The 13,712-nt window shown below is 35.4% G+C and carries 11 protein-coding genes and 1 other annotated feature; of the genes, 3 read left to right on the top strand and 8 right to left on the bottom strand.

The genetic code is table 11. From position 1 onward, the window contains the following. Positions 1-444 precede the first annotated feature (444 nt). From CW357_RS03600 to CW357_RS03580, 5 genes are all read right to left on the bottom strand, one after another. Complete coding sequence (locus CW357_RS03600; RefSeq protein ID WP_119416832.1) at positions 445-1,383, bottom strand: ABC transporter ATP-binding protein; 939 nt, start codon at positions 1,381-1,383, stop codon at positions 445-447. Then, on the bottom strand, positions 1,380-2,447 hold the full coding sequence (locus CW357_RS03595; protein ID WP_124217359.1) for an ABC transporter ATP-binding protein: 1,068 nt from the start codon (positions 2,445-2,447) through the stop codon (positions 1,380-1,382). The genes CW357_RS03600 and CW357_RS03595 overlap by 4 nt, the downstream gene beginning before the upstream one ends. Before the next feature lie 15 nt (positions 2,448-2,462). Next, positions 2,463-3,482, bottom strand: a complete 1,020-nt coding sequence (gene opp3C / locus CW357_RS03590; protein ID WP_119416830.1) for an oligopeptide ABC transporter permease — start codon at positions 3,480-3,482, stop codon at positions 2,463-2,465. Further along, positions 3,482-4,414, bottom strand: a complete 933-nt coding sequence (gene opp3b, locus CW357_RS03585; RefSeq protein WP_119416829.1) for an oligopeptide ABC transporter permease — start codon at positions 4,412-4,414, stop codon at positions 3,482-3,484. The genes opp3C and opp3b overlap by 1 nt, the downstream gene beginning before the upstream one ends. Positions 4,415-4,564: 150 nt before the next feature. Next, positions 4,565-6,259, bottom strand: coding sequence for a peptide ABC transporter substrate-binding protein (locus tag CW357_RS03580; protein WP_119416828.1), 1,695 nt, complete (start codon positions 6,257-6,259; stop codon positions 4,565-4,567). 255 nt (positions 6,260-6,514) lie between these two features. Here CW357_RS03580 and CW357_RS03575 point away from each other — a divergent pair, with 255 nt between their 5' ends. Both CW357_RS03575 and trpS read left to right on the top strand, forming a co-directional pair. Continuing rightward, on the top strand, positions 6,515-6,859 hold the full coding sequence (locus tag CW357_RS03575; RefSeq protein WP_158582396.1) for a DUF3899 domain-containing protein: 345 nt from the start codon (positions 6,515-6,517) through the stop codon (positions 6,857-6,859). A 53-nt stretch (positions 6,860-6,912) separates the two neighbouring features. Continuing rightward, positions 6,913-7,132 (top strand) — a binding site (T-box leader). A gap of 42 nt (positions 7,133-7,174) precedes the next feature. Next, positions 7,175-8,164, top strand: a complete 990-nt coding sequence (gene trpS, locus CW357_RS03570; protein ID WP_119416826.1) for a tryptophan--tRNA ligase — start codon at positions 7,175-7,177, stop codon at positions 8,162-8,164. A 426-nt stretch (positions 8,165-8,590) separates the two neighbouring features. Here trpS and fabF read toward each other — a convergent pair whose 3' ends face one another. Together fabF and CW357_RS03555 are read right to left on the bottom strand one after the other, a co-directional pair. Then, positions 8,591-9,826 carry a beta-ketoacyl-ACP synthase II gene (gene fabF, locus CW357_RS03560; RefSeq protein ID WP_119416824.1) on the bottom strand — a complete coding sequence of 412 codons (1,236 nt, stop codon included), beginning with the start codon at positions 9,824-9,826 and terminating at the stop codon, positions 8,591-8,593. Positions 9,827-9,852: 26 nt separating this feature from the next. Further along, positions 9,853-10,791 carry a beta-ketoacyl-ACP synthase III gene (locus CW357_RS03555; protein ID WP_119416823.1) on the bottom strand — a complete coding sequence of 313 codons (939 nt, stop codon included), beginning with the start codon at positions 10,789-10,791 and terminating at the stop codon, positions 9,853-9,855. A 192-nt stretch (positions 10,792-10,983) separates the two neighbouring features. Between CW357_RS03555 and CW357_RS03550 the strand changes: the two genes are divergently transcribed. Then, positions 10,984-11,187, top strand: coding sequence for a YjzD family protein (locus tag CW357_RS03550; RefSeq protein WP_119416822.1), 204 nt, complete (start codon positions 10,984-10,986; stop codon positions 11,185-11,187). Positions 11,188-11,326: 139 nt separating this feature from the next. Here the strand turns inward: CW357_RS03550 and CW357_RS03545 are convergent, their stop codons facing one another. Then, positions 11,327-13,471 (bottom strand): ATP-dependent Clp protease ATP-binding subunit, encoded by a 2,145-nt coding sequence (locus CW357_RS03545; RefSeq protein WP_124217357.1) that lies wholly within the window; start codon positions 13,469-13,471, stop codon positions 11,327-11,329. Positions 13,472-13,712 lie beyond the last annotated feature (241 nt).

The following is a 13,712-nucleotide window of genomic DNA, read 5'->3' as shown; positions in this document are numbered from 1 at the left end:
TTGTATTGAATTTCATTTACACAACTAAAAAACGCAAGTTTTTCAGTGCCCTCGCAAAGACAAAAGGGATTTTTCCTGTCGGGGCTTTCAGCTCAAGCTATTCCCGCAGGACATTGAATTGGCTTCCTCGAAATTACACCGCACGAAGAAAATGTGAATACATTTTCGAGGATCGCCATCCTCCACTTCACACACCATTCTTAATGATAATCATAAATGCAGAATCGTATTTTTTCAAAGAAAGAAATACTATTAATGAAATTAGTTTTATTAAATTCAATTGTTCGGACCTAGAAAGGATCAACTTTGTTCTGTCCCATCCTCTTTTTCTTCTTCGAAACCGTTATGATTTCTTAGCAATAATGTCTTAAAATACTAAAGGGAAATTGCATAACGCAATTCCCCTCTTTTACATTGATGAAACAAAATTAATAGTAGCTTAATTTACAGATGTTCTGCTTTTAGCTTTTCTAGTTCTTTTTCAGAACAGTAAACAAAATGATTTGGTCGTACCTCGTGCATTTTTACTTCTTCACCTGGTTGATAATGATGTATATTCGGGTCATATGATTTACGCACGCGAGTTCTTTCATAATTAGGGTCTGGAAGCGGTATAGCAGAAAGTAAAGATTGTGTATATGGATGCATAGCATGTGCATACAAATCATCCGCAGGAGCTAACTCTACTAACTTACCAAAATACATTACACCAATACGGTCAGAAATGTATTTAACCATCGACAAATCATGTGCGATAAATAAGTAAGTCAATCCTTTTTCTTCTTGTAGTTCTTTTAATAAATTGACAACTTGCGCTTGAATGGATACATCTAAAGCTGAAATTGGTTCATCTGCAATGATAAACTCTGGTTCAACAGCTAGTGCTCTTGCAATCCCTAAACGTTGGCGTTGACCACCTGAAAATTCGTGTGGATAGCGATTAGCATGTTCTTTGTTCAAACCTACAGTTTCAAGTAGCTCATATACACGTTTTTTTCGTTCACTATCATTTTTGACCAAGCCATGAATATCTAAGCCTTCTGCAATAATATCCATTACTTTCATACGTGGATTTAATGAAGCGTATGGATCTTGGAAAATCATTTGCATTTTACGATTAAATTCTTTTAATTCTTTTTTTGACTTTTTACCGTGAACATTTACACCATCGTATAGTACTTCGCCATCTGTTGCGTCATATAAACGGATAATTGTCCGACCTGTAGTTGATTTACCACAACCTGACTCACCAACTAAACCTAGTGTCTCTCCTTTATATATATCAAATGAAACGTCATCTATTGCCTTCACTTCATTTGCTTTACCTGGATTGAAGTATTGTTTTAAATGTTTAATCTCTAATAGTTTTTTGTCAGATTTCATTTGTTTGTACCCCCAATCGTACCTGTATAGTAACGGCTACCTGGGAATTGTTTCATACGTTCAACAATGGTCGCTGGTGGCTCTACTTGTGGAGCATCTGGATGCAGTAACCAAGTAGCTGCGTAATGTGTATCACTTACTTTGAAGAATGGTGGGTTTTCTTCTAGATCAATTTGCATCGCATATTCACTACGTAACGCAAATGCATCTCCCTTTGGAGGAGACAATAGGTCTGGTGGCGTACCAGGAATTGCATACAATTTTTCATCTTTAATATCTAATGAAGGCATAGAACTTAAAAGTCCCCATGTGTATGGATGTTGTGGATTGTAGAATATTTCATCAACCGTCCCGATTTCTACAATTTTACCACCATACATTACAGCTACACGATCAGCTACATTTGCGACAACACCAAGATCATGTGTGATGAAAATGATAGATGTATTGATTTTCTTTTGTAAGGATTTCATCAGTTCAAGAATTTGTGCTTGAATGGTTACATCCAATGCTGTTGTTGGTTCATCCGCAATTAGTATATGTGGATTACAAGCCAGTGCAATCGCAATTACAATACGTTGACGTTGACCACCAGAAAATTGGTGTGGGTATTGTTTTATACGAAGTTCAGGTTTAGGCATCCCAACTAACTGTAACAACTCTATAGCCTTTTTCTTTGCTTCATCTTTTGAGACGTTTTGGTGTTTCAGTATCGGCTCCATAATTTGTTTACCAATTGTCATCGTTGGGTTTAAAGATGTCATCGGATCTTGGAAGATCATTGAAATATCTTTACCGCGAATTTTTTGCATTTCTTTTTCGGACAATTTCAAGATATCTTTCCCGTTGAAAAGAATTTTTCCATTCTTATATTCTGTATTGTTTTCAGATAATAATCGCATAATCGCTTTTGTCGTTACGGATTTTCCCGAACCCGATTCACCAACGATTGCTAGCGTTTCACCTTTTTCTAAATCAAAATTGACACCACGGATGGCTTTCACTTCACCAGCAAATGTGTGGAAGGAAAGCTCTAAATCTTTTACTTCAAGAATTTTTTCCATCTTGCTTTCCTCCTATTAATCTTTCATTTTCGGGTCAAGCGCATCACGTAACCCATCACCAAGTAAATTGAATGCAATCATTAAAATACTTAATACCGCTGCTGGGATACCTAGCATATACGGTTGGAATTGAAGCATTTTATAACCATCATTAATGAGTGTACCAAGTGAAGCATTTGGTGCTTGTAAACCTAATCCGATGAAGCTTAAGAACGCTTCGAAGAAAATAGCAGTTGGTACTGTAAACATCGTATTAATAACAATAATCGCCATAATATTTGGCAGTAAATGTTTGAAAATAATACGGCTATTACTAGCCCCCAATGTTCTAGATGCTAGTACGAACTCTTGGTTTTTAAATTTCAGTACTTGCCCACGAACAATTCGAGACATACCGATCCAACCTGTTAAAGCAATTGCAATAATAATCGCCGTAATACCTGGTTCCATAACCATTAGCATCAAGATAACAATGATTAAATTTGGAATACCCGCTAAAATTTCAATAATTCGTTGCATAATATCGTCGACTTTACCGCCATAATAACCTGAAATACCACCGTATGCAACACCGATAATCACATCAACTAAAGCAGCTACAAAAGCGATCAAGAGTGAAATTTGTGAACCTTTCCAAACACGTGTAAATAAGTCTCGTCCAAGACTATCGGTACCGAACCAATAATTTTCTTTGACATTTTTTTGCGCATATACATCAACTTTTTTACCTGCAACCTCTGCATAGCCGTCCGCAATACCAAGTGGTGCCAGCCAAGAAATTTTGGGTGGTAAATTTGCTTTTGAAACGTTTTGATCATTGTAACCATATGAATTTAAATGTGGCCCCACTAATGCAATTATGACAATGAAAATTAAAACAATCATACTAATTACAGCGGCCTTATTTTTTCTTAAACGTAACCAGGCATCTTGCCAGAAATTCAAAGATGGTCTGGCAATTTGTTCTGCATGAGTACTGTTTACTTTTACCAGTTTAAAAGCTTCAGGTGGTAATTTATCATATTGTTGTGTCATTATTTTGTACCCCCTGCCAAACGAATTCTTGGATCAATGATTCCATATAGAATATCCACGATGAAAATAATTACAATCAATAAGAATGAATAGAACATTGTAGTACCCATAATAATTGGAAAGTCATTCATATTGATAGATTTTACGAATTGTTCCCCGATACCAGGTATCGCAAAAATTTGTTCTACAACTAATGATCCTGTAACAAGACCAGCCGCTAAAGGACCCATAACTGTAATTAATGGAATCAATGCATTTCTAAACGCATGCTTGAATGCGATTTCAAAACGACTAGCACCTTTTGCTTTCGCTAACAGAATATAATCTGAACTTAATACTTCTACCATTTCAGTTCGAACGAAACGGGCAGCTGTTGCGAGTGGTCCAATGGCAAGTGCAATTGTTGGCATGATACTTGAAGAAAAACCATTTTTCCAAAGTGCCACAGGGAGCAGTTCCCATTTAACCCCTACCCAATATTGTAAAAGAGTAGCAAATACAAATGATGGAATTGAAAGTCCGAAGATAGCGATAAGTGTACTACCATAATCCCACACTGTATTTTGCTTTAACGCGGCTATCATCCCCAAAATAATACCTATAAGTGTACCAAGTACTAATGCTTGAATACCTAATTGGAAGGATGGACCAGCGCGGTTAATAATCAACTGAGTTACGTCAGCACCTTTGAATTGGAACGATACACCAAAATCTAGTTTAACCATATTGCCTAGATATTGCAGGTATTGCTCTGGCAATGGCTTATCCAATCCATATTTTGCTTCAACCACAGCTAATTGTTCAGGAGTTAGTTTAGGTGCGGAAGAGATAGGAGAACCTGGAAGCATCTTCATTAGGAAAAAAGTAAATGATGCGATCAGGAATAATGTGATGATCATATAAATTATTCGTTTTGTTACATATTTAGCCATACTTGCACCTCCGATTATAATGCTTCTTCATAAGCATTTGATTCAAAAATAAGAATTTTCCGTTAATTTTGCTAATTTTAAAAAGAGAGTATATGGAAGCTATACTTCCATATACCCCCTATTCTATGATTCTAAACTTTGTTCATAGTATTATTCTTTACCTGCGATATAAGCCCATTTATAAGAATAATCTGCTCCAAAGTTATGAATTACTAGGTCTTTTACATAAGGTTGTTGTAATGCTATTCTTGTACGTTGATATACTGGTGCAATTGCAGCATCTGTTTCAACAACAAGTTTTTCAGCATCAGCAAGTGCTTGCCAACGTTTAGCTGGTTCATTTGCATATGTTATGTTTGCATCTTTTACTAATTTATCGTATTCCTTAGATGCATAGCTCATTTTGTTTTGTGCACTATCAGATGTCCATAAGCTGATGAATGTCAATGGATCTTGGTAGTCAGGACCCCAACCAGCAAATTGGATATCATAATCTTGTTTTGTATCTAATTCGATACGATTTTGGAATGGAACTTCTTTAAGTTTAATAGATAAACCAGGTAGATTTTTTTCTAATTGATTTTTCATGTATTCATCCATTTTTTTAGATAAATCTCCATCATCACCTAAGAATTCCAATTCAACTTTTTTCACGCCAAGTTCTTTTAAGCCTTTTTCCCATGATTCTTTTGCTGCTGTTGCATCAAATTTGTTCATGTCGCCATTAACATCACGGAAGTCTTTATTATTTTCATCAAAAGTAAAGTTTTTAGGTACTAGGTAGTTTGCTGGTTCAGAACCATTAGCTAGAACATTTTTGGTTAACTCTTCTTTGTTGAATGCTTGAGCAATTGCTTTACGGATATTCACGTTAGCAAGTGGTGTATCTGTTTTACCACCACGTTTTTGGTTTAGTTTTAAATAGAAGACTGAAGCTTCTTCTGTTTTAACTAAGTTTTTATCGTTTGCATATTGTGCAGCAAATTCACCATTAAGACCTGCACGATCTTTTTCACCTGAGTTGTAAAGGTTAACTCCTGTACCTGTTTCTTTAACAACGTCGACATTGATCGTATCAAGTTTTACGTTGTCTTTATCCCAGTAGTTTTCGTTCTTTTTGTATTTCCAAGTTAGGCCTGTACCATCCCAATCAGTAAGGACGAATGGACCATTGTATAGTATGTTATCAGAATTTTTAGCGTATTGTTTGCCTTTTTCCTTAACAAATTCTTCTTTTTGAGGTAAGAAAGTACCGAATGCCATTAATGATAAGAAGTAAGGAACTGGTTTTTCTAATGTAACTTCCAATGTTTTGTCGTCTACAGCTTTAACACCTAAAGTGTCAGGTTTTGCTTTACCTGTAGCGATTTTTTCTGCATTTTTGATGACACCGTTCATCATATATGGACCGTACTCAGAACCTGTTTTAGGATCGATTGCACGTTTCCAAGCGAATTCGAAATCATTTGCTGTTACAGCAGAACCATCAGACCATTTAGCATCACGTAATGTGAATGTATAAACAGTACCATCTTCGTTAACTTTTGGTTCACCTTCAGCGATTGCTGGTTCAGCAACGTTGTCTTTGTTTAAACGGTATAAACCTTCGTTCACATTGTTAAGAACTGTAAAACCTACAGTATCTGTTACTAATGCTGAGTCTGCAGTTGGAATTTCTGCAGTTTCCATAAGGTTCAATTCCTGTTTTGCATCTGGTTTATTTGTTTTCTCTGTGTTGTTATCAGTACCTTTAGTTTCGTCTTTATCTTTACCGCCACAAGCAGCCAAGAAGACGCTAAGTACTAATACAAGGCTTAATAGCCAGACTAGTTTACTTTTCTTCATAAAGTAATAACCCCCTTTAAAATTTTGAAAATTTGTTACATTCCTAATTATACCTAGACTTTCGAAGTTGTACATACCTTTTTTAGAAAATTCATTTGATTTCGTTTTATCAAAATAATATAAAACCCTTAAAAGCCTTTAAATATCAACACTTTTTAGAAATTATTTCAGAAATAAAAATTTTTCGTTTACAAAGAATTTTTTGATTTTTTCATAGATTCGAATTAATATATTAATAAAATGGAGGGAATTTTATTGAAAAAACAGGCATTGCCTTTTTTAATACTACAATTAGTAATACTTATAACGATATGGTTCTACTACAAAGAGATAACTTTGCTTGGCTATATCAATGTATCCTTTATATATGGTGCGTTTCTTTTATTTATCGGTTTGGCAAGTTACGTACTTTCATCAGGATTTTTCGATTTGTTTTACTCCTCTTCTCGAAAATTGATGTCTTTCAAAAAAAGAGGATCTGATATGGAGCAAATGAGAAATCCATCAGAAATTATTAGTTACAATTTTACATTTATCTTACTATTAGGATTAGAGATTATTATCTGTATGGTAATAGCGCTGATTGTATATTACCAATGATGTAGTAGAGACTTGAGTTTTGTTAGTATCTATATTATAATTTTCATCATAATATTTAGACGATGACGAAGAGTAGTACTTAAAGCTCGTGTGTTTAGAGAGTCTGTGGTTGGTGAAAACAGATCATACACTTTAAGGAATGGACTTCTGAGTTAGCTTTTCGAACCATGTTGTAGTAGTGAAGCTCGTGTTTCTCACGTTATGAGAAAGAGTGGTCGATTTTTCGACAAGCTTGGGTGGTACCGCGGATTCAAAACATCATTCGTCCCTATTAGGGATGCATGATGTTTTTTTATTCTAAGGAGGAATTATTACATGAAAAGAATTTTCTCAGGTGTTCAACCTACAGGCGTTATTACATTGGGTAACTATATTGGTGCCTTCCGTCAATTTGTCACAATGCAAGATGACTATGATTGTATCTTCAGTATTGTTGACCAACATGCAATTACAGTTCAACAAGATAGCGATGAACTAAGCAAAAACATTCGTACTTTAGCAGCAACATATCTTGCAGCAGGTATTGATCCTAATAAGTCAACATTATTTATCCAATCTGAAGTGCCCGCACATGCACAAGCTGGATGGATGCTAACTTGTACATCTTACATCGGCGAACTAGAACGTATGACTCAATTCAAAGATAAAGCAAACGGAAAAGACGCTGTTTCTGCAGGTTTACTTACTTATCCACCTTTAATGGCCGGCGATATTTTACTTTATAACACAGATATCGTTCCTGTCGGTGAAGACCAAAAGCAACATCTTGAAATTACTCGTGACTTAGCTGAACGATTCAACAAACGCTATGGTAAAACATTTAAAATTCCAGAAATTCAATTACCTAAAAACGGTGCTCGTATTAAATCATTACAAGATCCATTGAAAAAAATGAGTAAATCAGATGAAAACAAGAAAGCAACTATTCGTATTTTGGATTCAGCAAAAGATATTGAGAAAAAAGTGAAATCTGCTGTTACAGATTCTGAAGGTATTGTGAAATTTGATATTGAAAACAAACCAGGTGTATCAAACTTACTTACAATTGAAGCTTCTTTAACAGATGTATCAATTGATGACTTAGTCGCAAAATATGAAGGTCTTGGTTACGGTGCATTTAAAGCAGGTGTAGCTGAAAGTATTATCAATCACTTAACGCCAATTCAAGAACGATTTGCTGAATTGATCGAATCACCTGAACTTGACCATATCTTAGATATTGGTGCAGAAAAAGCAAATGCAATTGCTAGCGAAACAGTTTCGAAGATGGAGATTGCGATGGGCTTGGGTAGAAAAAGACGATAAGCAGTCCTATCCAAGAACCTAAGAAAATTTTAAAATCGATTGTATTCAAGATAAACTTGAATACGGTTGTCCACGTATAACCTAGTGCATGATAGTTTAAATATAAAATCATATGTGTAGTAGTTAATACGATTAACCCGTAGCAAATTAAAAAGCCAAATAATCTCATATGCATTAAATCCTTTACTATTTTTTATAGTCTATGAATGAAAGCCTTTCTCTATTCATGAGAAAGGCTTTTTAATATGATTGTTATTTTGAGTTTCTTCCTATTATATAGTTTTTAATACTTTAGTAAATTCAAGCGTTAAAGTTTGGCTATTGATATTTCATAAATATAAGTTACTATTTAAAAATATACAAAAACAACACAGGTTGATAATCCCTGTGTTGTTTCAAATTATCTAGTTAAGTTACTAGAACAGTTTAGATTTTTTTGAATAATAGTGTTGCGTTGTGACCACCAAAACCAAGAGAGTTGCTTAATACATAATTCACATCTTGTTGACGCGCTTCGTTTGGTACATAATCTAAATCGCATTCTTCATCTGGTGTTTCAATATTCATAGTCGGTGGTACAATTCCTTCTTTTATAGCTAAAACTGAAAAGATTGCTTCTACTCCACCAGCTGCTCCTAATAAATGCCCAGTCATTGATTTTGTAGAACTCATTGCTAATTTATAAGCATGTTCACCGAAAACAGATTTCACAGCTTTTGTTTCATATAAATCATTATAATAAGTACTAGTACCGTGCGCATTGATATAATCTACAACTTCAGGTGCTACTCCTGCATCATCAATTGCTTGTTGCATAGAACGTGCGGCTCCTTCACCTTCTGGAGCTGGCGCTGTTATGTGGAACGCATCCCCTGTTGCACCATAACCTACTACTTCTGCATAGATTTTTGCATTACGTGCTCTAGCATGTTCATATTCTTCTAAAATGACAATTCCTGCACCTTCACCAATGACAAAGCCATCACGATTTTTATCAAATGGACGAGAAGCAGTTTGTGGATCAGGATTTAATGATAGTGCCGTATTTGAACAAAATCCTGCTACTGCCATATTTGTAATTGGTGCTTCAGCTCCACCTGTAATCATTACATCAGCATCACCGCGCTCAATTACCTTAAATGCATCCCCAATTGAATTTGTACCTGAAGCACAGGCAGTCACAGAACATGAATTGATAGCTTTCGCTCCAAAGTGGATAGACACTTGACCTGCTGCCATGTCTGGAATCATCATTGGTACAAAGAAAGGACTTACACGACGTTGCCCTTTCTCGATGAAATTCATAAATTGTTGTTCATATGTTTCCATTCCACCAATTCCTGACCCTATCCAAACGCCAGTGCGAAGACCTAATTCTGGTGTGATTTCAAGATTCGCATCTTCGACAGCCATGATTGAAGCCGCTAAAGCAAATTGTGTAAACCGATCCATTTTGCGCGCATCTTTTCTAGGAATATACTTCTCTATATCAAAGTCTTTTACTTCAGCAGCAACGTGAACAGGGAATTTTTCTTGGTCTAGTCTTGTTAAAGGTCCGATTCCAGATTTCCCAGCTTTGATATTTTCCCAAGTTGTTGAAATGTCGTTTCCTAGTGGCGTTACTGCCCCAATTCCAGTCACTACTACTCGACGTTTAGTCATGATTATAACTCCCTCTTTTCGTTATGTTATTTACCCCATTTAATAGCTACAGCACCCCAAGTTAGGCCACCACCAAAGCCTACTAGGACGATCAAATCATCATCTTTGATCTTACCATTTTCTAACTCTTCTACTAAAGCATTGCCTATAGATGCTGAAGACGTATTTCCGTATTTTTTAATAGCTGTTGACATTTTTTCAGCTGGTAAATCTAATCTTTGTCTTGCTGATTCCATAATACGAATATTCGCTTGGTGTGGAATTAAATAATCAACGTCATTCTTTGTATAACCAGCTTTTTCAATTACATTTAAAGCTGATTGCCCCATTTGACGGACTGCGAATTTAAATACTTCACGACCATTCATAGAAATATAGTCGTTATCGTTTTGGAAAAGATATTTACCACCAGTTCCATCAGCGCCTAACTCGAATGAAAGTATTCCTCGTCCTTCAGAAACTTTCCCGACTATTGCTGCTGATGCACCGTCTCCAAACAATACAGCTGTATTACGGTCTTTCCAATCTGTTATTTTTGAGAGTTTTTCTACACCAACTACTAATACATAATCATATGCATTATTTTCAATAAATTGTTTTGCTGTTACCAAACCATATATATAGCCAGCACATGCTGCAGAGAGATCCATAGCTGCTGCATTTACTGCACCTAATTTTTCTTGAATCATACATGCAACACTAGGAAATGGACGATCCGGTGTTACAGTTGCAACTAATATTAATCCAACTTGTTCAGCAGTTATACCTGCATTTTCAATTGCGTTTTTAGCTGCTTTAAATGCTAAGTCTGATGTATTTTCGTCATCCGCAGCTATATGTCTTTCTTCTATCCCCGTACGAGTTCGAATCCACTCATCAGACGTATCCATTATTTTTTCAAGATCAAAATTTGTTACAACCTTTTCAGGAACGTATCGTCCAACTCCAATAATTCCAGCATTCATGAGGTAACGCCTCTCTTCTTTGTTATCAATTATTAGTATCTGGTCTTAATTATAGCGAATATTTTTTTAGTTTTCAACTTTTCTTATAATTTTGCCGTTTTATGTACAAGCTATTTTGAAAAGAATCTTTTAATTAAACAGTCATATATGATATGATAGAACAGGTAGAAAAGTCAGTTAGAGGTGAAACAAATGAAATATATTATGTTAGTTATTTGGTCTGCATTATTAGTTTCTACATTGAACTATGTAGTCAGCTCAATCAATAATGTACCACTAGATGGTCCTGCATTTACAAAAGGTTTATGGATTTCACTTATCATTTCTGCATTAATCCTTGTATTGGATGCAGTTATTCCATCAAAATCACCTAAAGAAGTAGGTCATCAAGAATAATGAAAATCCTGCCCATCGTGTGGCAGGATTTTTTTAGTATATAGATAATGTATATCTTTATCCTCTGGATGAAGTAAAAAATCCCGATGATTTAAACTTCATCGGGATTTTTTCTTTATAGTGTTAGCGCTTGAGATATTTATCCTTCTTTATGAATGACAACTTGATCGTCTTCCATAGATACTACTAATGTATCTCCTGCCATAGCTTCGCCCTTTAATAATTCTTGTGCAACTAATGTTTCAATATTGCGTTGTACAAAGCGACGTAGAGGTCTAGCACCGAATGCAGGATCTACTCCTTCTTTCGCAATCCATTGCATTACATCTTCTGTTACTTGTAAGTCTATTTCTTGTTCAGCAACACGTTTTTGTAACAACTTAATATATTTCTTAGCAATTTCAAAATATTGTTCATTCGTCAATGAATGGAACATGATTATATCATCTAAACGGTTTAATAGTTCTGGTTTAAAGTGTTGTTTTAATGCTGCCATGACCAAATCCTCAACCGCATGCTCACTTTCTTGCTCTTTCAAATCCATTAAATAATTAGATCCGATATTAGATGTTAGGATAATGACTGTATTTGTAAAGTTTACTGTACGTCCTTGACTATCTGTAATACGACCATCATCTAAAATTTGAAGTAAGATATTCGCTACATCTGGATGTGCTTTTTCGATTTCATCTAATAGGACGACTGAATATGGATTACGTCTGACAGCTTCTGTTAGTTGGCCACCTTCTTCGTAACCGATATAACCTGGAGGTGCTCCGACTAATCGAGATACACTATGTTTCTCCATATATTCGGACATATCAATTCGGATAAAGTGATCTTCTGAGTCGAAAAGTTGTGCTGCTAATGCTTTTGCCAATTCAGTCTTACCAACACCAGTAGGTCCTAGGAATAAGAAGGATCCAATTGGTTTGTTAGGATCTTGAATTCCAGCTCTAGCACGCCAAACAGCTTCTGTTACTAAACGTACTGCATCATCTTGACCAACTACTCGTTCATGGAGCGTATCTTTCAAATGCAATAATTTTTCACGTTCGCCTTCGACTAATTTTGTTACTGGAATGCCTGTCCATCTAGAAACGATCGATGCAATTTCTTCAGAAGTAACATCTTCTCTTAAAAGTCTTGTTTCGTTTTCACCTTGCATTGTTTTTTCTAATTGTTGCAATTCCTTTTCAAGTTCTGGAATTTTGCCGTGACGTAGTACTGCTGCTTTGTTTAAGTCATAATCATTTTCTGCGTCTTCTAATTCTCTACGATATCGGTTCAGAACTTCACGTTTTTCTTGAATTGTATGCAATGAAGATTTTTCTGATTCCCATTGTTCTTTCATCGCTTTTGATGATTCTTTCAGTTTTGCAAGTTCTTCACGTAAAGCAACCAAACGTTTTTGACTTGCATCATCCTTTTCTTTCATCAATGCTTGTTCTTCAATTTCTAATTGCATTTGTCGACGTGTTACTTCATCTAACTCTTGTGGCATAGAATCAATTTCTGTACGAATCATTGCACATGCTTCGTCGATTAAATCGATTGCTTTATCTGGTAAGAATCTTTCAGTTAAATAACGATTGGAAAGTTCAGCAGCTGCTACAATTGCTCGGTCATGAATCTTTACTGCATGGTGTAGTTCGAATCTTTCTTTTAATCCACGTAGAATTGAAATGGTATCTTCTACAGATGGTTCACGTACTAATACTTGTTGGAAACGACGTTCAAGTGCAGGATCTTTTTCGATATACATACGGTATTCATCTAAAGTTGTAGCACCGATACAATGTAGCTCACCACGCGCTAACATTGGTTTCAACATGTTGCCGGCATCCATCGCACCATCTGTTTTACCAGCTCCAACGATTGTGTGAATTTCATCGATAAATAATATAATACGACCTTCACTTTCTTTTACTTCTTTTAATACGCCTTTTAACCGTTCTTCAAATTGCCCACGATAACTTGCACCAGCAATCAATGCACTCATATCTAATTCATAAATGAGGCGGTCTTTTAATCCTTCTGGTACATCTTTTTTAACAATACGTTGTGCTAATCCTTCTACTATTGCTGTTTTACCAACACCTGGTTCACCGATTAATACAGGGTTATTCTTTGTTTTACGAGAAAGGATACGAATGACATTTCTGATTTCTTGGTCACGACCAATTACAGGATCCATCTTTCCTTTTTTAACTTCTTCTACTAAGTTTCGTCCAAATTGTTCCAATGGGCTTTTTTGTTCTTCATTGTTCATTTGCATTTGCATAAGATCCAACTCCTTTGTTTGACCTTTATTGACCTTTTGATTAATTACATTATAGTTTCGTTATTCTTAAATGTAAAGAGAAATGTTTGACCTTTTTTGACCTTTTGTCAAAGGCATTATTTACATAGTTCTTTCTTCTCTTTAGTTCCTTTGATCAATCATTTGTGCGTTAGTTAATTTCTATTCTTCATCTGATTTTATAAAACTTAAGGTTCAATTTCCTTTTCACTTACCCTACTTT

Source organism: Rummeliibacillus sp. TYF005, assembly GCF_003844195.1.
In the GTDB taxonomy this organism is placed as follows: domain Bacteria; phylum Bacillota; class Bacilli; order Bacillales_A; family Planococcaceae; genus Rummeliibacillus.
Note: the sequence above shows the minus strand (reverse complement) of the source record. Positions and strands in the feature narration are given on the sequence as shown.

Coding starts and splice junctions, on each gene's coding strand:
- CW357_RS03600 (WP_119416832.1), bottom strand. CDS start 1,383: ATGAAATCTGACAAAAAACTATTAGAGATTAAACATTTAAAACAATAC.
- CW357_RS03595 (WP_124217359.1), bottom strand. CDS start 2,447: ATGGAAAAAATTCTTGAAGTAAAAGATTTAGAGCTTTCCTTCCACACA.
- opp3C (WP_119416830.1), bottom strand. CDS start 3,482: ATGACACAACAATATGATAAATTACCACCTGAAGCTTTTAAACTGGTA.
- opp3b (WP_119416829.1), bottom strand. CDS start 4,414: ATGGCTAAATATGTAACAAAACGAATAATTTATATGATCATCACATTA.
- CW357_RS03580 (WP_119416828.1), bottom strand. CDS start 6,259: ATGAAGAAAAGTAAACTAGTCTGGCTATTAAGCCTTGTATTAGTACTT.
- trpS (WP_119416826.1), top strand. CDS start 7,175: ATGAAAAGAATTTTCTCAGGTGTTCAACCTACAGGCGTTATTACATTG.
- fabF (WP_119416824.1), bottom strand. CDS start 9,826: ATGACTAAACGTCGAGTAGTAGTGACTGGAATTGGGGCAGTAACGCCA.
- CW357_RS03555 (WP_119416823.1), bottom strand. CDS start 10,791: ATGAATGCTGGAATTATTGGAGTTGGACGATACGTTCCTGAAAAGGTT.
- CW357_RS03550 (WP_119416822.1), top strand. CDS start 10,984: ATGAAATATATTATGTTAGTTATTTGGTCTGCATTATTAGTTTCTACA.
- CW357_RS03545 (WP_124217357.1), bottom strand. CDS start 13,471: ATGCAAATGCAAATGAACAATGAAGAACAAAAAAGCCCATTGGAACAA.